The sequence below is a fragment of the Brucella pituitosa genome, from assembly GCF_965577835.1.
Taxonomy (GTDB): domain Bacteria; phylum Pseudomonadota; class Alphaproteobacteria; order Rhizobiales; family Rhizobiaceae; genus Brucella; species Brucella pituitosa.
In genome coordinates this window covers 323,957-349,059 of the sequence record NZ_OZ264094.1, presented here as the reverse complement: position 1 = coordinate 349,059, position 25,103 = coordinate 323,957, and the positions used below count along the sequence as shown (strand labels likewise).

Sequence of the window (25,103 nt, the reverse complement as noted above, 5' to 3'; positions counted from 1 at the left end):
GACGGATGCTCTGCGCACAGAGTGCAAGCTTAGAGGACTATCATGTTGGGAAATCTGACTGTCTTAACAATCATTGCCACGGTGCTTGCAAGCTTTGCGAATTCCGCTTCTGGCGCATCGGTTGGTGCGGGTAATCCCTATCCCGTCAGCAACTACACGTGCGAGGACGGCACGCGTCTCGCAGTGCGTCTGCTCGGTGATGGCGCTTCGGTATCCATCAACGGCGCTAGTGCAGTGGACCTGCCGTCCATGGGGCCAGACGGAACGACCTATTCGAACGGCCAGCACACGCTGACAATCGTACAGGGACGCCTGTCGTGGGGCGTTGGCCGAGCCATGCCGTCCACATGCACCGGCGGTTGAGCGTCTCGAGCGATCAATAACAGCCAGAGCTCTTCCGTTGCTGAGCCGAGCAAGGGGCCTGGAGCGCCTTGATGACCCTAATTCTGGAAGCGGACATAGACCGAGTTCATGTAGTGTTGCTTTCAGCCATGATACGCAGAGGCAAGGCGGCTAGCTGCGCATGGAGCAGTCTGTTTAGAAAGTGGCTTTTATCCCCATAGGTCAGGCAATCTTTTTCCTCCTTTAGGAAAAGTTGACAAAAACCACATGATCCCCAATCATATGCTGGCGCGGTAGAAGTTTGGTACGCGCGCAACGCAATACGCGATATATGAAACGGTGCTTTACGCGCAATGGTCGTCTCATTTGTGACAATATTTTAATCAGCATCCGAACGTGGGCGAAATAGATTTTTTATTCTTCGTGTTGATGCGGCGTTCGAAATTATCGTCCTGTGTGAGCTTTTTCGAAGATCTGCAAAAGCCTATCAGTCTGCTTCCCGCCCCATTTCAAACGTCAGCGGATTAGCTCTGCGCTGGCGTCTCATATTTTATAGCAACCTCGACGACCGTCCACTGCGCCGTTTGGCATTGTTGTAATAGTCAGAAGCCTGCTGGACAGAGCGATGGCGGGATTGTTCCATGGCTTCGGGCAGCGGGATACCGCGATTGGCCGCTTCGGTGAGATAGCCGGAACGCAGACCGTGGGCGGAGAATTCACTTGCATCAAGACCTGCCATTTGTGCGCGCTGCTTGACGATCCGGTTGATGGCGCTGGGTTCCAGTGCCCGCGCGGAAACATTGCCCCAGCGGTCGACCTTGCGAAACACACTGCCCTTGTCGATCCTGGCTGCTTCCAGCCAGTGAGTAAGGGCTTCGACGGGACGGCCGGTCAGATAGACGATTTCGTCCTGATCAGTACCACTGGTTTTGGTGCGGCCGAGATGGATGCCGAGCGAAGGGGGGGAGGGCCGTTCTCATCGGTGACAGGCGCCTGTTTGACAAGCTGTTCCGTTCGCAGTCCGGCAATTTCGCTGCGCCGGCGCCCGCCCGAGGCAAAGGCTACCATCAGGATTGCCCGGTCACGCAAGGCGGTGAGATCCTCGCCCGAACAGGTCGCCAGGAGTTTTGCTAAAATATCGCCGGTGATTGCACTGGCACTCTTGCGGCTGCGCGGCCGGTTGATGGCGCGGACCGCAAGCCGAATGGCCGATTTGACGGCCGGTGACGAAAACGACCCATGCAGCCCGCGCCAGCGGGTCAGTGTTGACCAGTTGGCAAGACGACGGCGGACGGTTGCCGGTGCATGTGGTCCGGACACACGCAGAAAGCCGCCTCGGCGCAATTCTTCTTCCACGCCGGCCGGCATGCCGTGATCGGCTTCGATCTCGCGTTGTTTAGGTCGCCACAAATGGTGCGCGATGAATTTCAACAACAAGGCTTCAGGTGCCGGAAAGGGGAGGGGGTTGCCGGTCGCGGCCAGCGACCAGGCTTCGAGATAAGCCAGATCCGAGGTCAGCGCGCGCAGCGTGTTTTCGCCCATGCCTTCATTGACCAGATGACGCAGCGTCTCGACATCCTGATCTGTCAATATCTCGGCCAGCATGTCGCACCGGTTCATTGGCAGTACAACTGCAAACGTATCCAATTGGTGGGTGCGCCATTCGATCGGCTTTTCTTCGACCATCGCTAAAATGTCGAAGATTCAGTGTGCAATTTGAGATCGGTTTGACCAAAATCATGCCCTTTGAACAGCAGCGGTGCTTTAGCAACGCTGGCCACAGCATAGGAATAGCAGTCGCCCATGTTCAGCGACGCCGGATGGCGTCCTTTGCCAAATAGATCAAATGCGTGTTCAGCCGCGCGATAATGCGCTTGATCGAAAGCTATTGCTGTGATGTTTGGCAAATCCAAGAGCTGGTCGATAATTGCAGCGGCATTCTGAAATCCCTTGCCTGTCAGAACCATCCGGGTTTCCAACAGCGTCGGCCACCCGATAATCACCGCCTCGCGCCGCAGCAGACCTTCAAAAGGAATAGCTTCCGCCTCCCGCAGCGCCATCGCCAGGATAATCGATGTATCAATGGCAATCATCGTGGCAACCCATATTCATCGTAGAGGTCATCATGGGCAGAGGTCGTACCTTCTGGCACATCTCTACGGCCTTCTGCCATCAGATCCAACAGCGCATCCATGGGTGTGAACGCCTGCTGCTGGCGCAGCTCCTGATCATAGCGCTCCAGTGCCCGCTCGACGAGCTTGTTGATTGGCTGGCCGGTGCGTTTGGCCAGCGCATGGGCGAGATCGCGTGCTTTGGAGCTGCGCACAGACAGCTGTGGTTCAGACATTGTCATTTCCTCATTGCTTTTGCAGATTATATAGCAACCAGCGCTTCAGATGGCAAGGTTGACGCATTAGATGGCTAGCCTCCGATAACTATAAATCATGTTTGAGTACGCTACCGCAAGCGACTATGCCACCCCTTTTGTCGGCGAGTGGTCTTCGTTTCTCTGATGGGATAACGGCGAGCGATATTATGTTTCGACGGCATATCGGATCATTTACGCTGTATTAGATCGCAACCGCATATTGAAATTTAATCAGTGCACCCAAGTGAAAAATAGTATCAAACGGTAACGCGCATCTTCGCATTGAGGGAAGCATGCGTTGGGTATTCTGGGGGCAATCATGACTGTGAAATATCGCCTGCTGACGGGCGTTTCCTTCCTCGCGCTGTGCATCATGGCAGAAACGGGGAAGGCGCAGACTGTCACCCCGGATGGAGATGTACCGCAGTGGGACGGATCACCGCTAACAAGTCCATGGGATGTGGGCGGTGACCTTTATGTCGGCCGTTCCGGCGCGGGGACGTTAGTGGTTGAGGATGGGGGTAGCGTTAGCAATAGGATCGGATATCTCGGAGCCCATTCCGGCAGTACAGGCAGCGCGACGGTGACGGGCCCCGATTCGATATGGACCAACAGTGAATGGCTTTCTGTGGGCCATTTTGGTACGGGGACGCTGACGGTTGAGGATCGCGGCAGCGTAAAAAACACATATGCTTATATCGGATACGATTCCGGTATCACAGGCCGTGTGACAGTGAGGGGTGCCGGTTCGAGCTGGACCAACACCAGTACTGTGTCTGTTGGTTTTTACGGCACTGGGACGTTGGTCGTCGAGAACGGTGGCAGCGTCAGCAATACGGGCGGATATCTCGGATATAATTCCAGTGGCATGGGCACTGCGACGGTGACGGGTATCGCTTCGACCTGGGACAACAGCGGTGAATTGGCTATCGGCTTTGACGGCACGGGGACATTGGTCGTCAAGGATGGTGGCAACGTCCGCAATGCCTACGGATATCTCGGAACCAGGCTCGGTAGCACAGGCAGTGCGACGGTGAGCGGCCCCGGTTCGAGCTGGATCAACACCAGCATTCTCTCTGTCGGTCTTTTCGGCACCGGAGTGCTGACGGTCGAAGGTGGAGGCAGCGTCAGCACTAGGGTCGGATCTCTTGGAGCCAATCCCGGCAGCACAGGCAGTGCGACAGTGACGGGTCCCGGTTCGAGCTGGGCCAACAGCGACGAATTGTATGTCGGCGGATCCGGCAAGGGGACGTTGGTCGTTGAGAACGGTGGCCATGTCAGCAATACGAACGGATACCTCGGACGCGATTCCGGTAGCACAGGCATTGTGATGGTGACGGGATTGGGCTCGGAGTGGACGAACGACAATTTGCTTTCTGTCGGCAATTTCGGCACCGGGACGCTGATGGTCGGGGACGGCGGTAGCGTGAGCGCCAGTGAGGTGAGGCTTGCGACCATCAGTGGATCGAGCGGCACGCTCATCATAGGAGCGGCACAAGGCGAGACCGCGACTGCGCCGGGTACACTGAACGCTGCGACAGTGTCGTTCGGCGACGGCAGTGCCGAGATGATTTTCAACCACACGGGCACCGACTACACGTTTTCGAGCGTTCTAGAAAGCAGCGGAACGGGTACGCACAGGATAGAGGTCCTCTCCGGCATCACCAAACTGACCGCCGACAATTCCGGTTTCTCCGGGACGACAGAGGTGAATGGCGGCAAACTCATCGTCAACGGCAACCTTGGCGGCTCTCTCGACATTGCCGCTGGCAGCTGGCTTGGCGGTTCGGGTACGATAGGATCAGGGACTGGCTCGTTAATCCAGGCCATGTCGGGCGCGACAATAGCACCGGGCAATTCGATCGGTACGCTGACGGTTATGGGCGATCTCCTGCTATCCCCCGGCTCAATCTATGAAGTCGAGATTGCCAACGATGGCCGATCTGACCTGATTAATGTCATCGGTGGTACAGCGACAGTGGCGGATGCCACTGTGAAGCCAATGACACTGGACCCGGAAACAAGCTACCGCGATGGACAGACCTATCGCATTGTGAGCGCGAGCAATGGGGTTACAGGCCAGTTCCCGACGATTGCGACGACATCCGCGTTCCTCGATTATTCGCTCGCATACGATGCGAACACTGTCGATCTGACAGTGCGGGTCAAATCCACGACACCTCCAGTGACGCCTGAACCACCGGTCGTGTTCCAGAGCGTGGCGGAGACGCCGAACCAGTATGCGACCGCAGGGGCACTCGACAGTCTTGCTGAGAGTGGTCCGTCACTGGCCCTCTACAACAGGCTTCTTATGCTGGACGCCGATCAGGCGCGATCTGCTTTCGACGCTCTTTCCGGGGAAATCCATGCTTCGACCCGGACGGCCCTGGTCGAAGACAGTCGCCATGTCCGCGAGGCAATGAATGCACGCCTGCGCGCCGCTTTCGATGCGACAGGTGCTTCCTCGTCTCCAGTCATCGCTTATGATCCGGCCAACCCGTCTGCTTCAGTCGCTCCTGACTATGCGGGGGCCGCTTTGTGGACTTATGGCTTCGGTTCGTGGGGATCGGGCGACAGCAATGATAACGCTGCTGCGACTGACCGCAGGACCGGCGGTGTTCTGCTTGGCATGGATGCGGATGTAGCAGACTGGCGCGTCGGCCTTGTGGCAGGCTACAGCCGTTCCAACATAGAGGCAGACGCCCGCCTGTCCTCGGCCGATAGTGATAACTGGCATGCTGGCCTTTACGGCGGGACGCAATGGGGTAGTCTCGCTCTCAGGGGTGGAGCGGCCTACACATGGAGCAATATCGACACCAGCCGTAACATTGTCATACCGGGACTGCAGGAAACAGAAAAGGCCGGTTACGATGCAGGTCTGGTTCAGGCATTCGGTGAACTGGCTTACGGTCTTGATGCAGGCGGCACCCGGTTCGAACCATTCGCTAACCTGGCCCATGTCAGCCTGCACCGCGACGGTTTCCAGGAGAGTGGCGGCATGGCGGCGCTGTCAGGTCGGAGCGACACGCAGAACGTGACCTTCACGACGATCGGACTTCGGGCGGAACACCAGTTGAAGATGGGAGATGCGCCGCTGCTGCTTTCGGGAATGCTGGGCTGGCGGCATGCATTTGGCGACAGGACCGCAGAAAGCATTCATGCCTTCGACACCGGCAATGCCTTCCTCATCGAGGGCGTACCAATCACAACAGATAGTGCCGCTATTGATTTTGGGGTGGATCTGGAATTGTCGCAACAGGCCTCGGTTGGATTGTCCTATAGCGGGCAATGGTCGTCGAGCGCCCGCGACAATGCCGTCAAGGCTCAGTTGAAGGTCAAATTCTGATACGACCTGTCACAGCTGGCATTGCCATGTCGGGATGATGCCTTTATGGCAAAGTGATTTAGGGGCACTGTTACATTAGAGCGCGTTTCGATCCGATTGAATCAGATCTGTGCTCTTATGCTAGTGTGGCTTTGAATCTGAAATTCGATCAAAGCCCTACTCCAAAGTGATACGAATTTCAGATTCGCCACACTAGCATGGCCTCCTGGGGCGATCTCAGGGCATGGCCGCACGGGCTATGCTCTCACGAGAACGCGAAAGCTTTTGAGGAGCGACATGTCTGGCGGAGTTCCCATTCAAATTAAATACCCCGCCCATAAGCTGCAAACAACTTCGCAATACCCCTCACTACCGTGGATGTTCTGCGAGCCCGGGCAAGCTACCAATTTGTAGATTCTGCCAAAATGTATCTCCCTCTGGCAACCCTCACAAATAAAGCGGCATCCGGCGGCTGATTATCGCTACAGTTGCTTGCAAGGTAAGAAAAATATCTTGGGTAGGGCCATCCTGGCGCCACTCGTCTGACGTCTTTCGGTGTAAATGGCTCTTTTAGAGACCTTTTCACGCGCACAGCATAGAATATCAGCTGATAGGTATTTTCCCCGCCCCGTTTCATTTCGGAACAATAACGTCAAAAACACAATTAATCAAATTAGATTAATGCTCAATGGCGTTTGAATACGTTTAAATGTTCGACGTGTATACGATAAGATGTTCTGCCTTTTCCAATTCGTAGCGTACGCGCTCAAAGACGGCCCACGTTAAAAAAGCATACATACCACAAGGACCACGATGACATAAGTATTCGGCTTCATAGCATTATCCAATGCGCTGTTACGTTCGCGCATAAGGCTCTTTCAGGAAATATCAGCAATAGTTAATATGACATTGCTGATATGCACGATGATCCCCAGTCCTGCAAATTCGCGCCGAATGGCGTTGGTTATTTCAATGTCATTACCCGCATCCTCGCGCCAAACGGGTTGCGCGGCGCCGCCTTCGCCGTTGAGTTTTGATCTGTATGGTAATGGGTTGGTATGAAAATCGCTCCGACCATTTGTTACAAGCACCATAGCTTTCGGGGTGAGATCATTGTGGCCAAGCGATCTGGTGTATTGTCGATTTCCACTCAGCCTGCGCGACGTTGAATATCTGTTGGCCGATCGCGGCATCGATGGCACTTTTCGGAGTGGAAATCAGCAATCATCCGTGTTGTTGACCAGAACCGCTTTCTCGATACGAGTTGATAATAGCCCTACTCAGAACCTTATTCACAAACGAAGGTATCTATTCAGCGCAGGTTTTGGAAAGCGAATGGAAGCTATCTGCTGTAGCGCGTTACGATACGTCACAAAAGCGGAGAGCGGGTTTATGTGAAGTTGTTCATCTGACTGAGGTGACAAACGACACTGCAGAAGATGGTACAAATGATCAGGGGGCAAACATTGGCGAAATCATCTGAATTAACCTGGCACCAACGAACAGCAATTGTTAGAGTTGGGAATAAAAAGCGACCTGTTTTACCAAGTGAGATTGCGGAATTGCCTTCCGCAACAAGGCAGACAATTAATCTGTCGAGCGCACATTCGACGCTGCGACAATTGTTGAAAAAAGAACTTGTCAGGATCGTTTCGGTGCATCCTACACAATACTGCCTAACAGAAGAAGGGCTCGCTATCTATCACGATGATGCCTCGGAACATAACCCTGGCAACTGTGTTTCGGCGGCAGGCTGATTTCTCCAAACCGAGCCTGATTTGAGGAGTGCGTTTGTAATATTTACAAGCCTTCTGGCGATTACACCGATAACAGGTTTGTACGGTTTGCTGCGTTCTTAAAGTCGTCGAGCAGCCTAATTTCAGGATCGAATTTAGGAAATTCTGCTGTGAGTGCTGTGTCATACAACGTTGACGCCCTCAATGGAGGGCTCGCGGGACATATTACCCATTCTTTTTCTGCCCGCCTTGCGCCACGCGCGCTTCCAGCTGACCGAGTTGAGCGACAATGTCGCAAAGGGACAATCCCGGACCCGCGATCGCGGCGACAAGCTTCAGGGGCGGAGATTGCCGGTCAAGGTAAAGCCCAGCCTTCGAGGTGGGCCAGGTTTGAAGTCAGTGCACGCAGAGTGTTTTCGCCCATGCCTTCATTGACCAGATGACGCAGCGTCCCGACATATTGATCGGTCAATAGCCCGGCGAGCCTGTCGTGGCGTTTCATCGGCAAGACGGCAGCAATAGTGCCGAGCTTTTCAGCGCGTCGTTCAACAGCGGAGTCGCGTGATAGGATCACCGGTCAGCCTGAGCAGGGGGGCGGTCGCGGAGAAGGGCCAAAAGGGAAGAATTGATGTAGAGGTTCTCGCGCCCCGCTTTGATTTCCTGAAGCAGGCCGTTATCGGTGAGTGCTTTCAGATAGACGGAGGCTGCCTGACGTTTTGCGATGCCGGCCTGGACAAGGTCGCTAATTCGGCAGTATGGGTTGACGAAGATCACCTCGGCCAGCTCTCGCGTGTAGAGCTTTGGAAGATCGCGGCGAATTCGTTCGGCGGTCAGTTCGAGCAAACTGCGAATGGCCCTAATACGTGCTGTTGACCATTCGGCGGTCTCACGTACAGCTTCCAGCATGTAGAGAATCCATTCTTCCCAGGAAGCTTGTGTGGTGACGGCGAGAAGCCTATCGTAATAAGCGGGCTTGTTGCCGATGATGTATCGGCTCAGATAGAGGACGGGGATGTCCAGCAGGCCTTTATCGACCAGATAGAGAAGGTTGAGGACGCGACCTGTGCGACCATTTCCATCGATGAAGGGATGAATGGCCTCAAACTGGTAGTGCATCACGGCCAGGCGAACCAACGGGTCGATTTCGTCAGCCTCATGAATATAGCGTTCCCAGTTGGCAAGCTTGCTCCGGAGCAAATCCTGTCCTTCCGGCGGCGTATAGATTACCGTGCCGGTTGCCTCGTTCATCAATGCAGTGCCGGGCGTTGAGCGTATGTCGAGATCAATGCCCTTGATTCTGCGGCAGATAGCGACAGCCGTGGACGTTGATACTGGACGCTCTTTGAGTGACTGAACCCCTTCGCTGAGAGCTGTGCGATATCGCAGCGCCTCTTTCGTTGCGGGATCGGCCTGATCCCCAGGCTCGTTGGCGAAGCGGAACAGTCTATCTGTCGTGGTGACTATATTTTCGATTTCGGAACTTGCCTGCGCCTCGAGCAGCGGGATCGAATTGATGAGGACCGACTGGTTGGGGATGAGTTGTCCTGACACGCGAAGTTCGGCTAGTGAGGCCCTTGCGGCAATGCATGCCTTGAGCACGGCCTTTGTCTCGACGTCCTCTCGGGGCGGTAGAGATGGGAGATCGTTATAGGGGTGATCAGGACGGAATGTCATGTCGGTCAAACCTCATTTTGACGACACGTCGTATCGGATATGTCGATGGCATCGACACATCAGCAATGCATGTCGACAAAAGATAATTCTATCGACATATCATCAGATCTACAAGTTGGTTTTCCGAACGCTGAAAATGAGCTCCTAGGGTCGTCTCCGTGCTGGGCTGGATCGTTTGAATTCTCCGTGAAATCTGACGGGCGGATTGCCATTTGGAGATGAGGGACCTTCACACAGTTAGACGGCTGACTTTCACTCTGGCGGTCTTCCTGATTGAGCGGAGACCGTTTCATTGAATCGGCAGCACTATTCGTTTTCCCGGAGCACTGGAATTTGTTCAGTTGACCGTAAAATCGGGATGATCATGATCCTGCTCGTCGTTGAACGGTCATGTTCGGCTAGCGCGCTGAAAGTTACTGAATAAATCGCGACCGTGCCCTGCAAGGGTTTGTCGGTGCTCCACCGATCTTGGCCGAAATCTGCTCAAAAGACCGGAGCTTGGGCGTTTCCGGTCGTCCTGGCGACCGACATCACTGATTTGCGGCTTCAAATCAATAACCTCTGATAAGCGATACTTAAGATGACTTTGGCTTCAATATGAGGATATTTATGCATATTTGCGGTAGCTTCACGCAGCGAATGGCTGCCAGTTCAAAGCATAACGGGTGAAGCGCAACTGACCACTGCGCGCCAACGCGCCTTTGTCGACCAGATCCTGCAGATCACGGGTGGCGGTGGCGCGTGAGGTCTTGGTGATGGCGAGATAATTGTCCGCACTGAGGCCACCGATAAAGCCATCCGGTCCCGTCTCGAACAAACGTGCAATGACCTTTTCCTGCCGTGGGTTGAAGGCTCCCCGGAACCGATCATAAAAATGCGTTTTGGCGATGTAAAAGTGCACCCGCTGCAATGTGAGCTGTTGCACTGCCAGCACGGTTTGCGCAAACCACACCAGCCATTGGGTGACGTCGAGGGTCTGCTGATGCTGTTCCAGCTGCGCGTAATAGGCTGTTCGGCTCTGTTCGATGGCAAAACTCAGCAGGATCAGACTGGGCTGGCCCAGGGACTGCGCGAGGGCCTTTTCTGCCAGCGCCCGTCCCAGACGTCCATTGCCGTCTTCAAACGGGTGGATGCTTTCAAACCAGATAAGACTAAGGGCTGAGCGGGTCAGCGCGGGGAGCGGGGAGGGGCCGTTGGGTGCAGTTTCGTTGAACCAGGTAATGAAACGATGCATTTCGATGGGCACTCGTTTTGATGGAGGGGCCTCGAAATGAATGGTTGGACGGCCCAACTGGCCGGAAACGATCTGCATGGCGTCGGCATGGGTTCGGTAGGCACCGATAGTGTCCAGATGTCGACTGCCTGCCATCAACATGGCATGCCATCGAAACAGCGTGGCGTCATCAAGCGGCAGGGCATAGGTGCCGTACACGTCGACCGTCATTTCTGCGATCCCGTGTTCACGCGGTTGCACCGAACGCCGGTCGGTCGTCAGTCCCAGCTGCCGCCGCAGCGATGACTGCACACTCAAACGGTCCAAAGTCTCGCCCTCAATGGCGCTCGTCTTGATCGCTTCATCGCTCAAAAGTTCGATGCGCAACTGATTGCGTTCGTTGGGATTGATATGGCGCATCGCGCCGATGACTTCGCCGGAGGAGAGCAGAAATTGCCGTTCCAGAACCTACAGCGGCGCGGCGTCATAGCGAAAATGCGGCCAATCAGGCTGTATCCAGTTCCAGGGCAAGAGCGATAGTGTCCTTATCTATCGCTCTTAATATCAAATAAGTATGAGTAATAGAAGCCGCCCCGGTCACTCACGGCCCTGATTGAGGAGAAGATGTTATGTCCGCTTAGCGCTTCATGCACGAACCCGCTACGCGGGAGGGCGCATGTGGCAAGGTTTGACGTTTTAGTCTGAAGCACTGGGCAAATAGGGGTTATGGTTAGAACATGGAGTTCCTTTCAACAGGAGGAACTCGCAATGACCATATTTCACAATGATGTCCCTACCACACCACTTCGCCAGCGTATGCAGCAAGATATGGTGATGCGGGGCCTGGGATCCCATACACAGCATGATTACATTCGACATGTCCGTCGCTTTGCCGCTTTCCTCGGGCGACCTCCCGACACTGCGGATGCCGAGGATATCCGACGCTACCAACTGTACCAACATGATGATGGTGTGGGACCGGCCACAATCAACAGCACAGTTTCGGCGCTCCGCTTTCTGTTCACGGTGACGCTGAAGCGGCGGGATTTGGCGCGAATGCTGGTGATAACCCGCAATCCACGCAAACTACCCGATGTGCTGAGCATAGAGGAAGCTGCACAGTTGCTCGAGGCGGCACCAGGCATCAAATACAAGGCGGCACTCGCTGTCGCTTATGGTGCGGGCTTGCGTGTCTCCGAAGTCGCCCATCTCAAGGTCGATGATATCGATTCAACGCGCATGTTGATCCGGGTCGAGCAGGGCAAGGGACGCAAGGACCGCAATGCCATGCTTTCTCCGCAACTTCTGGAACTTTTGCGGCTATGGTGGCGCGAAGGCAAGCGGCGCGGCGTCATGCTGCCCCATGGCTGGCTGTTTCCGGGACGCAGCCGCACCGGTCCGATCTCGTCGCGACAATTGCATCGTGCGGTGCAGGAAGCCGCCGAGGTTGCCGGTATCCACAAGCGCGTCAGCCCGCATACATTACGCCACAGCTTTGCCACCCACCTTCTGGAGGACGGAACCGATATCCGGATCATTCAGGTTCTGCTCGGACACAGCAAGCTCGAGACAACCGCGCTTTACGCCAAGGTCTCCACCCGAACGATCCACGCGGTCGCGGGGCCTCTCGACCGGCTGATGGCGCTGATGGAAGGCAAGACACCCGACAGCTGAGCCGTGCGTGCCTCGATTGAGGTTGCCGATATTTTCCGTGCAGCAGGGCCTGCCTACCGTACCGCTCATGCCGGGCACCTTAGCCTCACCCAGCTCAAGGTCATGTCGGCGATCGAGAACTGCCGCACCGCAGCGCTCGGCGGCCACGTCGAAGCCTGTGAGGATTGCGGGTACTGGCGTATTGCCTACAACTCCTGTCGCAACCGGCACTGTCCGAAGTGTCAGGGCGCATCCGCGCGGACGTGGTTGGCCGAACGAGAGGCAGACTTGCTTCCAGTGGGCTACTTCCATGTTGTGTTCACGCTGCCAACCGAGATCGCCGATATTGCGTTCCAGAACAAGGCGCTCGTCTACGATTTGCTGTTCAAAGCAGCATCAGAGACGATGCTGACCATCGCGGCTGATCGCAAGCACCTCGGCGCGCGCATTGGCATCACCGCAGTCCTTCACACATGGGGTTCCGCGATAACGCATCATCCACATGTCCACATGGTCGTGCCTGGCGGGGGCATCGCCAGGGACGGAAGTCGATGGATAGCATCGCTCCCGGCCTTTCTGTTTCCCGTACGCGTGCTCGGCAAACTGTTTCGACGACTGTTCCTCACACGGCTGGTTGCCCTGCACGACGCCGGGCGGCTTGGCTTCTATGGATTGATGACACACCTCACCGAGCGGCGGGCATTCCTGCGCTACCTTTCTCCAGCCCGAAAGAAACGCTGGGTGGTCTATTCCAAGGCACCGTTTGCAGGGCCCGAGGCGGTGCTAGCCTATCTGTCGCGCTACACCCATCGGGTCGCAATCTCGAACAGCAGGCTGATCGCATTCGACCAGAGTGGTGTAACCTTCCGCTACAAGGACTACCGCCGCGACAGCTGCGACCGCCAGCAGATCATGACGATCACGGCTGACGAGTTCATTCGCCGCTTCCTGATCCATGTCCTGCCGCACGGCTTCCATCGTATCCGCCACTATGGGTTGCTCGCCAGTTCCGCCCGCAAGGCCAGCCTTGCACTTGCCCGTGAACTCCTCAACGTCGCCGCACCGCCCGATGACGATACGCCCGATACACCGGACGACTCCCGCACCCCATGTCCCTGCTGCGGTGGACGCATGATTGTCATCGAAGTGTTCGAATGCTGTAGAAAGCCACGCGGACCTCCGAATGCAGCGTCAACATACCGGGAGACCTCACCATGACCCGGTGTGACAGCATTCAGACATCAGCCGCAGGTGCCACACTTCCGGCAACGGAGCCGTGTGCGGATATGGTGACCATCGGTACCGATAAGACTACATTCACCGACGCGAAGCACACACAGCATCAGGATGAGAAACAACCAGGCAATCCGTTTGTTACTATCCAGGCGCTTTCCGGAAATGCCATCCCTATCACCAACGTCAGCCGAAAATCGAAATCCCCATAACCATTACAATCTGGCCCGCGGGTTCCTGCATGAGGGGCTTTCGTACGCCTGACGGCACCCGAAACCCTTCACCATTTCAGACATACTGCATATGTTTGCTACGTAAGCATGACGCTTTGATGCTAATCGGGTCTGATGGCCACAATCCCAGGTGTCTTGATCGGACTGGTTGCAGACGGCGTATGTTGCCCTCTCGCAGTAAATCCCGCTAACCCTCAGCTGCAAATGCTAGGCAGCATATTAGTGCTGTACATTTGAAATCCGGATAGTTTGCCGAACGAGTAAACTGACCCCTGGTGTACCATTCATAGACGCATATCGGGCTTCGATTATCTGCCATAGAAACTATGCATAGTTTTCGCAGCTCGCCCACCTTAGAAAGGCTGGGTGCGCGGCTTGTGTTGAATATGCTATGAGATTTGCTTAGCAGGTGGGTATCATGACGTGAAATTGTGTAGGGCTTTGAGATGATTGAAACGGACCATTTGATTTTAAGGAAGCCCATTGCAGAAGATTTTGCATCGTATGCTGATTTGTTCAACGACCCTCTCGTTACCATTCATATTGGTGGTAATCTTACCCGAACTGAAGCGTGGGCGCGATTTCTTCGGGATGTTGGTCACTGGACTTTGGAAGGATTTGGGCAATTCATCATCGTTGAACAGGCAACGTCTTCCTTTGTCGGAAAGCTTGGCTTCGCAAAGTTCGAGCGAGAATTAGGACCACACGCAAATACTTCGGTAGAATGCACATGGACGTTGAGTGCGGCGTTTCATGGGAAAGGATATGCGAAAGAGGCCGCAATCGCAGCGCACATTTGGCATGATAAACATAGTAACGCACCAACTGCTTGTCTTATCGCAGTGGACAACATTCCATCCCTTAAATTAGCTTCTGCTCTCGGTTATAGGGAAATTGATCGGTTAGAACGCCGCTCACACGTCGTGATCGTGCTGGAGCGAAATTTTGAGTGCTAGTCTTTCACACGTCCGCTTAGGCTTAGCGCTTTATATCGGTCATTAAAATGATTTTCTGGAACACCTAAAAGCGGACGCCATACCTACAACGCGGTAAATGTCTATGACTAGTGGATTCAGTTCATTCCTCCTTTGGGAAATGGAGGCTGATATAAACTGATAAGGAGCGATTGATCGCGTTGAAAGCTTGAGCCAGATTACAATCTGCATTCTGAAGCTGACGGAGGCTCATATGAACGGTATTGGCTACACGATGGTCGGAACAACTGATCTTCCTCGCGCATTAGCATTCTATGATCCGATTTTTGCGGCAATGGGCTTCGATACATGCTGGCGTGATGAACGCTCTGCCTCTTGGGGCAAGTCTGACGATGAGAAATTTCCCCGCTTTTTTACAGGATATCCACAGGATGGTGATGAAGCGAAAGCAGGGAACGGAACGATGACAGCATTCCTGTGCACCCCACAGCTCATTGACCAACTTCATGATCTGGCTTTGAAGAACGGTGGAACTAGTGAAGGTGCACCTGGACGTCGTCCACATTATGGTGACGGCTTCTACGGCGGATATGTTCGCGACCCAGATGGCAATAAGCTCGCCTTCGTGTGTTACGAAGCTCCTTAAGCTCAAGTGAGACGTAAAGAATTCAGTTGGTAGCTTTAGCATTAAGCGCGAAGTAATCATTGCAAATACCGAGTGAGAATTCCCAGAACCGGGCGGTTTCAGACCGGCATCTCAGGCGCGCTAAGCTGATGGCGCACGGATTCCACCGCCACTGTTACAAACTATGTGGTACGCGATTTCGGCCCAAACCACTATGCATCTCATGACCGCTTCGAGAATTACAATCAGTGCCAACCAAGGCTAAATTTAAGGTCGGAAGCTGCCGGACGGCATTGCGTCTTCATTCCTGGCATTAGCGTAGTACTCACACGCTTTCCAAAACGGTCGGTCGTTCCGCTTGTCATACATTCAATGTCTGAGAAGGGGTGGAGAAGGTCCAGTCAGCTTCTGGCATCCAACTGAAGCTGACGCGTATGAGTCGATCAATTTTTCCAACCTGCTTGTCGCTCGTCAACACCGTCATGACGTCGGGAACTGCCAGCGACAATACCGGGCAAGTCGCGCGCTTCGCATCAGGGCTTTGGAAACAGGGGTATACCTGCAGCGACCCTGGTTCCCGGTAATGTTCTTGTGTCGCAGTGTTGATTGCCGAATTTCTCGAACAGCTTTCTACTTGCTCCCGGCAGCAGCGGGGCAATACACCTCGCGATCACAAGCAAGGAAACCGCCAGGCTCAACAACGTGTTGTCCAACCTGGTCTCGCCCGCCGCAGCTATCTCGCTGTCGGGCGAGGCTGCAACCCTGGCCAGATCCCAGGGCGCTTCTTCTGCCACATATCGGTTGGCATCCGCCACGAAGGACCAGATCGCATCAAGCGCACGGTCGAAGGCAAAGACGTGCAGATTTGTCGCAACCGTGTCAGGGAGCAGATTGGCGGCTTGCAACAGCCTATCGCTTTCGACAAAGCCTTCGGAAGGCGTGGGCACAACTCCTTCTCGATAGCGCTCGATCATGCTCAGGACACGATGCACGAGGTTGCCCAGTTGCCCTGCAAGCTCGGAATCATAAGCCTGCCGAAAGCATGCATGTGAGAAATCGCCGTCGCCTGTCGATCGGATGTGTCGTAAAAGGAAGTAGCGCAACGCGTCCGGTCCAAACTCTTCCGCCAAGGGCAGGGGATCAATGGCGTTGCCGGCCGATTTGCCAATCTTGCGTCCCTCGACTGTAACATAGCCGTGGACAAGAATCCGTGTCGGCACCGGCAAACCGGCAGAAAGTAGTATAGCGGGCCAGTAGATCGCGTGGAAACGAGTGATGCCTTTTCCGATGACGTGTTCCCGCGAGATGGCTTGCGTCCACCATCGCGTCAGGGTGTCGTCGTTGCTGCCATAGCCCAATGCACTGATATAGTTGCCGAGTGCGTCGAACCAGACATAGATCACTTGCTCTCCTCCGTCCCCGGGCACGGGTATTCCCCAGCCACGCGCACGAGTCGCACTGCGCGAAATGCTGAAATCTTCGAGCCCCTGCTCAATCCACGACAGCACTTCGTTGCGCCGGGCGTCGGGAACGATCCTGGTGTTGCCTTTGACATAGAGGTCGCGCAATTTGCTTTCATATCGCGAGAGGCGGAAGAACCAGTTTTCTTCTTCGATCAGTTCCGGCCTAGTTCCGTGCTCAGAACATTTGCCTTCGTCAAGCTCCTCTGCGTTGTAGAACTGCTCGCAACCCGTACAGTAGAGGCCGCTATAGGCGCGCTTGTAGATGTCACCACGCTCGAAGCATGCTTTCCAAAGGCGCTCGACGCCGGGTCGGTGGCGTTGATCGGCGCTAGTGCGAATGAAATCGTCGTAGGAAAGATCTAGGCTTTCCTTCAGTGCAAGGAACCGAATTGCGTTGCGCTCTACTAAATTTACAACTGAAAGCCCTGCCTTTTCCGCAGCTTGAACGTTCTTAATGCTGTTCTCGTCCGTTCCAGCCTGAAGCCGTACCTGCCAGCCCTGTTGACGGTAGAAGCGGGCCAGTGCGTCAGCCTGTATCACCTCCAGGGCAAAGCCAATATGGGGCACAGCGTTCACGTAAGGAATTGCAGTAGTAAGATAGCGGCTTGGGATCAGAACGTCTTGCGGCTGTTCGTTCGGCATGTCGGAAACTCCTCTAGATAAAGGGCGAGGCGGATTCCAGACAAAAAAATACCGCCTCGAATTGAAGCGGCTTTGGTGTGTCGGTTGATCGTGGTCAGGTCACATACCGAAACGTCCCGCTTCCAGAATGGAGAGCGGCATCATCATCGTCGAAGTGATACTCGATCGGTTGCTGTTCATGGCATTAAAGTAGCCGATCAGTGACCTCTGGTCAACCTCAGGCGGGTATGCGCCATTTTCGCGGAACGTGCGAACCTGTGTCATATGATACCTGTCAATTAGCCAATTGACAGGTCCGCTTCCAATCTCCTTGGCTCTCCTTATTAACGCTGGCAAAAGAGCAAGACCGTTGAGGCAGGTTTTTCGACCGAACGGATTGTTAGCCGCCATTTATCTTCTAGTCACGGCTGAAGCGTACCTTTCGACCTCAGGAAATCCATGATTACCTCGATAATGCCAAACGCGAGGGGAAGGTTTGGATTGGAATAAGTGGCGATATTGGCCGCCGGGTCGTCCGAGACGACGGTTTTAAGGATGTGGTTAGTGTGCGGAAGCCGCGTGAGTTTCGCCGACGGTGCGGCCGCCTTTATGCCATCGCATCAGGGATGCCTATCTGAAGGTCACGTTCGCCTTGAAGAATCAGGATTGGTTTGGCGACATGCCTGGCGAGTTCCGCCGGATCAACTGTGAATATGCTTATTAGAAAGTCCTGTATGGCAGGGTTGAACAGCGATGCTAACGACGCAGGCAACTCGGTATGATTGACGTGCTTGCCTTCAGCCAAGGTATTGATTGCGGTATCTGCTGAAGAAAGAATAGATGCATTGGCAGGATTGGAACGAAGCTGTTCCTTTAAAACGTCACCGAGAGGGCGACCTGACGTTGCGATGAGTATCAGTCCGCAAATTTGTGGCTCGACCTGGGCCGTGGCCAATGCGACGAGGCCGCCCTCGCTATGCCCGAGGAGCCAAACGCAGTCAGAACTCGTTTTCCTTCGAATGCCCTCCACCCAGGCACGAGTATCGCTCACATAATCGTTGATTGTTACTGCATTAGCATCAAGAACAGCGCTAGAGCTTCCGAACATGCCACGTTTGTCGAACCGAACCGTTGCGATACTTTCTGCCCCCAACCCTTCGGCCAGAAGGCGGTACGATCCGGCGCTGATCCCCAGCGGGCTGTTCCCATCTCGATCTGTAGGTCCCGAGCCAGGGATGATGAGAACAATGGGAGCAGCTGCGTCTGAGGCTTTCGTCCATGTTCCACTTAACTCCCCAAAGGGACCTGCTACTGAGATTTCCTGTGATGATAATGCGGCAGCGGCAAACACGAATACGGACGCAAGTAAAAGCATCATTCCTCCAATTCTCGGGATGAGTTCCCCTTCAATGCCGCATATTCTTGTGACGTCTGGCTCTAAGCAAGTTCGAATAGAGTCGAAGTGTCCTAAAAGAGGGTTGGGAGCCGTCGGACAGCTGAGCGCGAGTCTCGGCCATACACGCAGCTATCATATCTCCCAAAAGTAGCCGCTCGGCCTATTGGAGTTATAGGCTTTGATAAGGGTAGGGAAAGCATCCCAATCTGCGGCGTTGCTTCAGTAAAAAGCTTGCAATTCAATTTGATATTTCCCTAAATATGAGATTAATAGGCAAGTTTTATGTTTGGTTGTCGACAGCCTGTCTTTCGCAAGGACTTTAACGGGATAGGTGTATTGAACGACATGGGCGATGCTAAATCGAATTAATAATCATTCGAATTGGCGTTGCGGAAATTGGGTGGGGTGCGATGGTTGTTCGCAATGAAATTGAGGTTTTGTATAGCGAGGAGCGACCGGGTCTTCTGAAACGTGTAGCCCGACGCCTTGGATCACAATCCGTAGCGGCTGATATTGTACAGGACGTATTTCTGCGACTGTGGGAGCGTGGCTCGGGCAGTCTTGACAGTGATGTGGCTTATCTCAACCGCTCAGTCAGCAATGCAATTGTTGATCATGCGCGCGCGGAGCGCGTCCGTTCAGCCTATGTCGCCAATATTCTGCCTGAGCAGTGTGCAGCCACCATACCAACGCCTTATGACCTTGTCGAAATACGCGATGTAGTCCGGCAGCTGGATGATGTCATCCGTGCGATGCCGGAGCGGACGCGACATATTTTTCTGCTGAACAAGGTTCATGGCTGCAAATACTCAGAAATTGCAGAGGTGCTCGGAATATCGCGCAGTGCCGTCGAAAAGCATATGGCCCGCGCCATGATCGCTTGTATCGGTTTTCAGGAGCAGTCTCTGTGAGACTTATGCATGAATTGATGCAATCCGGTGCGTTATTGTATAGAGATGCGTGGCTTACGGCTGGAAGCACTCTTCATGACCATTGATAGACATTCATCGCCGGATCGGGATATGGGACGGATCGATCAGGAAGCGATCGCATGGTTTACCCGTATCAACGGCGAGCCGTCATCTGCGGACCAGAAAAACTTTGAAGCCTGGCTTAACAAGAGCCCGCTTCATGATGAGGCTTACCGGCGGATCGGTTCGCGGTGGGTCGATGCCAATCGTCCCAGCGCGATGATTGCCTCCGAAGACGCAGATCAGCTAAGCGGCTATCTTGATGCGATTGGTCAGGTGCGCAAGCGTCGTCGCACACGAAATGCCCTCGCTGGTATTGCAGGTGCACTTGTTGCGGCACTGATGGGTTTTAATGTCTGGTTAGAGAATCCGCATTTTTTGCAAGATTTTTCAGCTGATTACGTAACAGCGCGGGCAGAGCGCCAGACAATCGTTCTGCCAGATGGCTCTACCGCGTTGCTGGATGCAGACAGTGCTATTTCCACCGATATGACGACTGACAAGCGCGGCATAAAACTTCTGCGCGGCGCAGCCTATTTTGATGTCAAATCGTCAGAGACGCCGTTTGTGGTCGATGCCGGTCGGGGTGAAACGCGTGTTACCGGCACAGCGTTCTCAGTAGAAATCCGAGGGCAGGATGTGGCGGTCAATCTTGCCCGAGGGCACGTTATCGTGTCGTCCGAAGCCGATGGAGAAAGCGCAGAACTGGAAGCCGGACAGGGCATTGGCTATGATAATGGTGGCCTTGGTGCCGTGCATCCGGTTGCTATTGATGAAGTAATGGCCTGGCAGAATGGGCGTCTCATATTCGACCAGACGCGACTCGGCGATATTCTGAATCAGATCGGCCGTTACAGGTCTGGACGGATTGTTGTCATCGGCACAGAGCTTGCCGATCAGCTGGTGAGTGGTAACCTTCCGCTTGAGGATTCAGACAGTGCTCTCGCATCTCTCCAGGCAACAGTAGGGTTCAAGATCAGCAGGCTTACCGGAAAAGTGGTGATCATTAGCCCGTAATTAATAATTATTCCAATGAATACAATTACTTGGACTTACTTGTAAAAAAGAGTCAAGTTTTTAGTGAGTATCTGATCGCTCCCAAACGTGTAACTGATTGAGAGGAACAGAATATTGAAAGCATGGCTCCCTCTCCGGTTCATGTAATGAGAGGGTTTGTTTTCATGACAAAAGGTAAGCGGGCGCGCGATCGGGTTGTTGCGCTGATGGCAACGACAATCCTTGCGATGGGTGGGACAGTGGCAAGCCCTGTTTTGCCAGCACTCGGACAAACGGCAACACAGCAGACGTATAATTTCAGAATATCTGCAAAGCCGGTGCGTCAGGCTCTCAATGATATTTCAAATATTACCGGGATTTCGGTCGTCTTTCAGGATGCATCAGCCGGCGGGATCAGTGGTTCGCCCGTGACAGGCACCATGACACGCGAAGCAGCACTTGCAGTGTTGCTCAGAGATACCGGGCTGCCTTACCATTTTACCAATAGTAATACCGTCACTGTCGCAGGCCGTTCCGGCGGCACGTCAGCTCAGGAAGTTCCGGCTAGTGCCAATGGATCACTGTTGCTCGATACAATCACGGTCACGGGTGGACGTGGCGCGTCACTTGCGGATGTTCCTTATGAAACGGCAGGATCGGGTGCATACATCAGTGCAGAGCAGATAGGCCGCGTCCCACCTTCCAGCCCCGGCGACATGTTCCGCAATACGCCCGGCGTATTTTCCGCTGGCAATCGCACAGGCCAGTCGCTGAATGTGAATATACGCGGTTTGCAGGGCATGAACCGCATTGCCACGCTGGTTGATGGCGCTCAGCAAAGTTCCTCGACCTATCGCGGATATAAAGGGATGAGCAGCCGAACCTTTGTTGATCCGGAATTCATCGGTGGGATCGAAATTGAAAAGGGGCCGTCGGGTGGTCCTTTTGGCAGTGGTGCGATGGGTGGCGTGGTGAATATGCGCACACTCAATGCGGATGATATTCTGCTGGAAGGTAAATCCTATGGCATGAAGATCAAAGGGGGCTTTGGGGGTAATAGTGTCGATCCGGGACCTTATGTTGCACCGCCCAACGAGATTAAGCAGCGATTTGATGGCAATGACTGGCTGGACAGCGGCAATCGGGTGGGGAGTATTGCACTCGCAGCGCGAAATGAAGATTTTGAGCTGACGGGCGCACTCGCCTATCGGCGCAATGGCAATTATTTTGCCGGCAAAAATGGTGAAAGGCTCGTGAAGCGGTTTGGATTTCGTAATACTGAATTCTGGGATCCGATGTCTGATTTAAAACCCGGCGGCGAAGTATATAATACGTCTCAGGACACACGATCCGTGTTGCTCAAGGGCAAGTTCAACTTTGATTATGATCAGACAATTGAGCTTGGATATATCCGATACGACAGCACCTATGGCGAAGAATACGGGGATATGAATAACCCATTCTCCCAATATAGCTGGGATCCGTATCAGGCAAATCTTAGTCATGTAACTTCGGACATGTATACCGCCAAATATACATGGAATCCTGGTGACAATGACCTTATCGATTTTCATGCCAATATTTGGCATACGAGAGTGTCCGATAAATGGGCAGCGATTGAAATTCTGACAGGCTCGCCGAGCATTTCAAAAGTTGACACGACGGGGGGAGAGATCTGGAACACATCGCATTTCGACGCACAGTTTGGCATATTTGATGTGAAGTATGGTGCAACCTATTCTTATGAAAATATAAACCAGAATCCTGGTGCGCAATTGAATATTGAAGGAGATCGCTCGGTTGCTTCGATCTTCACCAATGTAGATTATAAGCCTGCGGACTGGTTAAAACTATCCGCTGGTTTGCGCTATGAAGATTATCAGACCAATGATCGCAAGGAAGTGGACCCGACTGACGGGCTGGAAAGTAACATCTTCAATCCGCGTCTGGGTATTACCGTAGAGCCGCTTGATGGTCTTCAGCTATTCGCCACCTATGCAAAAGGCTGGCGACCACCGAGTGTGCGTGAGACGGTCTTTACGATGCCGGGACAGATTGAACCCAATCCTTATCTGAAGCCGGAGAAATCTACCAATTACGAAGTTGGGATCAATTATCTGAAGAACGACACCCTGACGGCCAATGATAAGCTACGCTTCAAGGCAGCTTACTTTGACAATGATTATGACGATTATATCGTCAGAATTTACGGTAACCGTGCGGGCCTGCCGTTCGCTTATAGAACTTTTGCGAATATCGATGGTGCGAAATATAAAGGCTTTGAACTATCGCTATCTTATGATGCCGGACGGTTTTTCGCGGATGCAAATATCAATCGCTATACGGATATTCAGTATTGCTTTGCAGAAAAGGTTGGCGAAAGTGCTTCATGCGTAGAAGCAACACCTCAGGATGATTATCTTAGCGTTTATGTACCACCCTCCTATAGCGGATCTATCACACTTGGAGCTCGTTTTCTTGATGAGAAACTCACCACTGGTGGGCGTGTATCATTCGCCGGAGAGCGCGCCATTAAGCGGCAGGGCACAGGAATTGAAAGCGACTGGCGCTCTTATCAGGTCTATGATGCATTTGCTTCTTATAAAGTAAGTGAGAGCCTGACCCTCAACGCAAGCATCGATAATGTCTTTGATCTCTATTATCTTGATGCGCTGACTGAAGCTTTGACACCTGCGCCCGGACGTACTTTCCGTATGAGCGCAACTGCAAAGTTTTAGTCGTTTAACGTCACCTTTTTAGGGCGTGTTTCAATCTGATTGGATCAGAACCGCGCTCTAAATAACTATTTAAAAACACATTTTTATCCTATTAGCGCGCGTCAGAAATCAGAGCTCTGTTGCAGATATTTTTTCGGTATTGGTGCATGGACGCAAATTAAGACTGGATCGGTTCTGTTGCAAAAAATGGTTTGGCGCGAGACATGGCTTGCGTGTTGGCGCAATGATAAGGCGAGGCTGTGAAACTACTGCTGGAGAGCGTGTGTTGTCCCTGAGGCGAAGACGCATTGCTGCTGTCGTGTTATTTGAATGAGTTCGGTGCCCGTTCACGAGAATGGAGCCTCCTCCCTGAGAGGCAGTGGAACTTATATAATGTGATTAGGCGCCGAAGACTGACTCCACGAATTCTGCCATTAACCTGCTGACTTAAATACCATATTGCCGTTCGGAGAGGGGTCATAGTCGGCGCTTATCAAGCCCTTCTTAGAATGCAGATAAACTTTTTAAATTGAATGGTTTAGATGACATTTTTGGTGAGTCACGTTTCCGCGCTTAATCACAGACATGGGGCCTCTGCGCGAAGCGCTGACGCGACTTACTGGCGATGGGCTTGTCACGTTCGAGGAAAACAAATGTTATCGGGTTGCTCCGGTTTGGCGGGGTGACCTCATGGATCTTGCGGAGGTGCGCGCGCATGACACCGAACGTCGAGATCTTGAAGCCTTGCGGGAAGCAATTCGCGCAGGGCTGGAGAGCGGCCCTGCTATCCCCGCAGAAGTAGTCTTTGCAGACCTGCGCGCACGTTACACCAAGGCCTGACAATGGCTTTGTTCATTCGTCCGGCGGCACAGGCGGACCTGATCGAGATCGGCGATTACATCGCGCTCGACAACCCGGATCGGGCGCTGACCTTTATCGCGGAATTCGAAGCGCTGATATTCAGCGTGATTGCGGCGCGACCCGACCTCGGCGAGGGTCTGCGCGTCGCGCGCCACCACCGCTATGTAGTCTTCTTCACGCACGACGCAGAACGCATCGAGGTGCTGCCGCATCCTCCACGGTGTGCGCGTGACCTGCAGGCTCTTCTGCACTGAGCCGTGGTGAAGCTACCTCAAGTGCATCATGCCTTCGGCAATGTCACCTCGAAGCGCATTTTTGCAGTTCATTTCTTTTCTACCCATTTGGCACCGTGGTTCGACGGTTTTGGGTCAGAACCAAGAATCTTGACTGGAAATCAGCTAGCGCAGTGAATTAAATCTCTTCTATTCATATAGCTGTCGGTAGCGATTCCGCAGAATGTTCTTTTGAACCTTGCCCATAGTGTTTCGAGGCAATCCGTCTAAAAACAGAATGCGCTTCTGCAGTTTGTAGCGCACCAGTCGTTCTATCGAAGTCGCCAGCACGCGAAGGCATAGACCGATATGCTAACGGACGGAAAAAATACCCTGATGGAGGACATCATGTCTGCTCAGACGGAGGATCGGCCGGGCAATAAAAGCCATCCGTCCGTCGACGGATGGCAGATACCACGGTCTTGCCGGGCCGCAAAAAGACTGATCACGCCACGCTTTTCAGCGATTG

At 53.6% G+C, this 25,103-nt stretch carries 20 protein-coding genes and 3 pseudogenes; 13 read left to right on the top strand and 10 right to left on the bottom strand.

From position 1 onward, the window contains the following. Nucleotides 1-42 precede the first annotated feature (42 nt). Entirely contained in the window at nt 43-363 is a 321-nt protein-coding gene (locus tag ACSME1_RS20910; RefSeq protein ID WP_105708540.1) for a hypothetical protein, read from the top strand. Nucleotides 364-892: 529 nt separating this feature from the next. Here the strand turns inward: ACSME1_RS20910 and ACSME1_RS20905 are convergent. The 3 genes and pseudogenes from ACSME1_RS20905 to ACSME1_RS20895 form a co-directional block, all read right to left on the bottom strand. Next, nucleotides 893-2,028 (bottom strand): annotated as a pseudogene (locus tag ACSME1_RS20905) (site-specific integrase). 2 nt (nt 2,029-2,030) lie between these two features. Further along, nucleotides 2,031-2,435, bottom strand: coding sequence for a type II toxin-antitoxin system VapC family toxin (locus tag ACSME1_RS20900; RefSeq protein WP_105708665.1), 405 nt, complete (start codon nt 2,433-2,435; stop codon nt 2,031-2,033). Then, a complete protein-coding gene (locus ACSME1_RS20895; RefSeq protein WP_105708663.1) occupies nt 2,432-2,689 on the bottom strand; it encodes a type II toxin-antitoxin system VapB family antitoxin in 258 nt (85 codons plus the stop codon). Before ACSME1_RS20895 ends, ACSME1_RS20900 begins: the two co-directional genes overlap by 4 nt. Nucleotides 2,690-3,029: 340 nt before the next feature. Here ACSME1_RS20895 and ACSME1_RS20890 point away from each other — a divergent pair, with 340 nt between their 5' ends. Then, complete coding sequence (locus ACSME1_RS20890) at nt 3,030-6,056, top strand: autotransporter domain-containing protein (protein ID WP_435655729.1); 3,027 nt, start codon at nt 3,030-3,032, stop codon at nt 6,054-6,056. 857 nt (nt 6,057-6,913) lie between these two features. Here the strand turns inward: ACSME1_RS20890 and ACSME1_RS20885 are convergent. Further along, nucleotides 6,914-7,129: a hypothetical protein gene (locus ACSME1_RS20885; protein WP_435655728.1), complete on the bottom strand. Its 216-nt coding sequence runs from the start codon at nt 7,127-7,129 to the stop codon at nt 6,914-6,916. Between the two features lie 372 nt (nt 7,130-7,501). On the opposite strand from ACSME1_RS20885, the gene ACSME1_RS20880 reads away from it, so the two are divergent. Continuing rightward, nucleotides 7,502-7,792 carry a hypothetical protein gene (locus ACSME1_RS20880; protein WP_435655727.1) on the top strand — a complete coding sequence of 97 codons (291 nt, stop codon included), beginning with the start codon at nt 7,502-7,504 and terminating at the stop codon, nt 7,790-7,792. Between the two features lie 340 nt (nt 7,793-8,132). Here the strand turns inward: ACSME1_RS20880 and ACSME1_RS20875 are convergent. From ACSME1_RS20875 to ACSME1_RS20865, 3 genes and pseudogenes are all read right to left on the bottom strand, one after another. Beyond that, a pseudogene (locus tag ACSME1_RS20875) lies at nt 8,133-8,345 on the bottom strand (integrase); the annotation flags it as partial. Next, nucleotides 8,342-9,445: a protein adenylyltransferase Fic gene (fic, locus tag ACSME1_RS20870; RefSeq protein ID WP_435655726.1), complete on the bottom strand. Its 1,104-nt coding sequence runs from the start codon at nt 9,443-9,445 to the stop codon at nt 8,342-8,344. The pseudogene ACSME1_RS20875 and the gene fic, both read right to left, overlap by 4 nt. Before the next feature lie 628 nt (nt 9,446-10,073). Then, nucleotides 10,074-11,189 (bottom strand): annotated as a pseudogene (locus ACSME1_RS20865) (Fic family protein). Nucleotides 11,190-11,426: 237 nt separating this feature from the next. Here ACSME1_RS20865 and ACSME1_RS20860 point away from each other — a divergent pair. The 5 genes from ACSME1_RS20860 to ACSME1_RS20840 all read left to right on the top strand — a co-directional run bounded on the left by ACSME1_RS20860 (nt 11,427) and on the right by ACSME1_RS20840 (nt 15,358). After that, a complete protein-coding gene (locus tag ACSME1_RS20860) occupies nt 11,427-12,332 on the top strand; it encodes a tyrosine-type recombinase/integrase (RefSeq protein ID WP_435655518.1) in 906 nt (301 codons plus the stop codon). 3 nt (nt 12,333-12,335) lie between these two features. Beyond that, entirely contained in the window at nt 12,336-13,529 is a 1,194-nt protein-coding gene (locus tag ACSME1_RS20855; protein WP_435655519.1) for an IS91 family transposase, read from the top strand. Next, a complete protein-coding gene (locus ACSME1_RS20850) occupies nt 13,526-13,756 on the top strand; it encodes a hypothetical protein (RefSeq protein ID WP_435655520.1) in 231 nt (76 codons plus the stop codon). Before ACSME1_RS20855 ends, ACSME1_RS20850 begins: the two co-directional genes overlap by 4 nt. A gap of 467 nt (nt 13,757-14,223) precedes the next feature. Further along, complete coding sequence (locus ACSME1_RS20845; RefSeq protein WP_105708450.1) at nt 14,224-14,733, top strand: GNAT family N-acetyltransferase; 510 nt, start codon at nt 14,224-14,226, stop codon at nt 14,731-14,733. A 232-nt stretch (nt 14,734-14,965) separates the two neighbouring features. Then, nucleotides 14,966-15,358, top strand: coding sequence for a VOC family protein (locus ACSME1_RS20840; protein WP_105708448.1), 393 nt, complete (start codon nt 14,966-14,968; stop codon nt 15,356-15,358). A 512-nt stretch (nt 15,359-15,870) separates the two neighbouring features. Here ACSME1_RS20840 and metG read toward each other — a convergent pair. The 3 genes from metG to ACSME1_RS20825 form a co-directional block, all read right to left on the bottom strand. Beyond that, a complete protein-coding gene (gene metG, locus ACSME1_RS20835; RefSeq protein ID WP_435655725.1) occupies nt 15,871-17,442 on the bottom strand; it encodes a methionine--tRNA ligase in 1,572 nt (523 codons plus the stop codon). Nucleotides 17,443-17,541: 99 nt separating this feature from the next. Next, complete coding sequence (locus tag ACSME1_RS20830) at nt 17,542-17,706, bottom strand: hypothetical protein (protein ID WP_181153707.1); 165 nt, start codon at nt 17,704-17,706, stop codon at nt 17,542-17,544. 322 nt (nt 17,707-18,028) lie between these two features. Then, nucleotides 18,029-18,799, bottom strand: a complete 771-nt coding sequence (locus tag ACSME1_RS20825) for an alpha/beta fold hydrolase (RefSeq protein WP_210202203.1) — start codon at nt 18,797-18,799, stop codon at nt 18,029-18,031. 428 nt (nt 18,800-19,227) lie between these two features. Here ACSME1_RS20825 and ACSME1_RS20820 point away from each other — a divergent pair, with 428 nt between their 5' ends. From ACSME1_RS20820 to ACSME1_RS20800, 5 genes are all read left to right on the top strand, one after another. Next, the gene (locus ACSME1_RS20820; RefSeq protein ID WP_105708446.1) at nt 19,228-19,728 is read left to right on the top strand and encodes an RNA polymerase sigma factor; all 501 of its coding nucleotides are present in this window, start codon (nt 19,228-19,230) and stop codon (nt 19,726-19,728) included. Nucleotides 19,729-19,803: 75 nt separating this feature from the next. Further along, nucleotides 19,804-20,805, top strand: a complete 1,002-nt coding sequence (locus ACSME1_RS20815) for a FecR domain-containing protein (protein WP_181153706.1) — start codon at nt 19,804-19,806, stop codon at nt 20,803-20,805. Between the two features lie 164 nt (nt 20,806-20,969). After that, on the top strand, nt 20,970-23,522 hold the full coding sequence (locus ACSME1_RS20810) for a TonB-dependent receptor (protein WP_181153705.1): 2,553 nt from the start codon (nt 20,970-20,972) through the stop codon (nt 23,520-23,522). Nucleotides 23,523-24,086: 564 nt separating this feature from the next. Next, on the top strand, nt 24,087-24,341 hold the full coding sequence (locus ACSME1_RS20805) for a hypothetical protein (RefSeq protein WP_210202202.1): 255 nt from the start codon (nt 24,087-24,089) through the stop codon (nt 24,339-24,341). Nucleotides 24,342-24,343: 2 nt separating this feature from the next. Next, entirely contained in the window at nt 24,344-24,616 is a 273-nt protein-coding gene (locus ACSME1_RS20800; RefSeq protein WP_105708439.1) for a type II toxin-antitoxin system RelE/ParE family toxin, read from the top strand. Nucleotides 24,617-25,103: the final 487 nt, after the last annotated feature.

What these genes read in the sequence shown, in the direction of transcription:
- fic (WP_435655726.1), bottom strand. Translation starts at nt 9,445, where the DNA reads ATGACATTCCGTCCTGATCACCCCTATAACGATCTCCCATCTCTACCG.
- ACSME1_RS20845 (WP_105708450.1), top strand. Translation starts at nt 14,224, where the DNA reads ATGATTGAAACGGACCATTTGATTTTAAGGAAGCCCATTGCAGAAGAT.
- metG (WP_435655725.1), bottom strand. Translation starts at nt 17,442, where the DNA reads ATGCCGAACGAACAGCCGCAAGACGTTCTGATCCCAAGCCGCTATCTT.
- ACSME1_RS20890 (WP_435655729.1), top strand. Translation starts at nt 3,030, where the DNA reads ATGACTGTGAAATATCGCCTGCTGACGGGCGTTTCCTTCCTCGCGCTG.
- ACSME1_RS20895 (WP_105708663.1), bottom strand. Translation starts at nt 2,689, where the DNA reads ATGTCTGAACCACAGCTGTCTGTGCGCAGCTCCAAAGCACGCGATCTC.
- ACSME1_RS20830 (WP_181153707.1), bottom strand. Translation starts at nt 17,706, where the DNA reads ATGACACAGGTTCGCACGTTCCGCGAAAATGGCGCATACCCGCCTGAG.
- ACSME1_RS20800 (WP_105708439.1), top strand. Translation starts at nt 24,344, where the DNA reads ATGGCTTTGTTCATTCGTCCGGCGGCACAGGCGGACCTGATCGAGATC.
- ACSME1_RS20885 (WP_435655728.1), bottom strand. Translation starts at nt 7,129, where the DNA reads ATGGTGCTTGTAACAAATGGTCGGAGCGATTTTCATACCAACCCATTA.
- ACSME1_RS20910 (WP_105708540.1), top strand. Translation starts at nt 43, where the DNA reads ATGTTGGGAAATCTGACTGTCTTAACAATCATTGCCACGGTGCTTGCA.
- ACSME1_RS20900 (WP_105708665.1), bottom strand. Translation starts at nt 2,435, where the DNA reads ATGATTGCCATTGATACATCGATTATCCTGGCGATGGCGCTGCGGGAG.
- ACSME1_RS20840 (WP_105708448.1), top strand. Translation starts at nt 14,966, where the DNA reads ATGAACGGTATTGGCTACACGATGGTCGGAACAACTGATCTTCCTCGC.
- ACSME1_RS20815 (WP_181153706.1), top strand. Translation starts at nt 19,804, where the DNA reads ATGACCATTGATAGACATTCATCGCCGGATCGGGATATGGGACGGATC.
- ACSME1_RS20825 (WP_210202203.1), bottom strand. Translation starts at nt 18,799, where the DNA reads ATGATGCTTTTACTTGCGTCCGTATTCGTGTTTGCCGCTGCCGCATTA.
- ACSME1_RS20860 (WP_435655518.1), top strand. Translation starts at nt 11,427, where the DNA reads ATGACCATATTTCACAATGATGTCCCTACCACACCACTTCGCCAGCGT.
- ACSME1_RS20820 (WP_105708446.1), top strand. Translation starts at nt 19,228, where the DNA reads ATGGTTGTTCGCAATGAAATTGAGGTTTTGTATAGCGAGGAGCGACCG.
- ACSME1_RS20850 (WP_435655520.1), top strand. Translation starts at nt 13,526, where the DNA reads ATGACCCGGTGTGACAGCATTCAGACATCAGCCGCAGGTGCCACACTT.
- ACSME1_RS20810 (WP_181153705.1), top strand. Translation starts at nt 20,970, where the DNA reads ATGACAAAAGGTAAGCGGGCGCGCGATCGGGTTGTTGCGCTGATGGCA.
- ACSME1_RS20805 (WP_210202202.1), top strand. Translation starts at nt 24,087, where the DNA reads ATGGGGCCTCTGCGCGAAGCGCTGACGCGACTTACTGGCGATGGGCTT.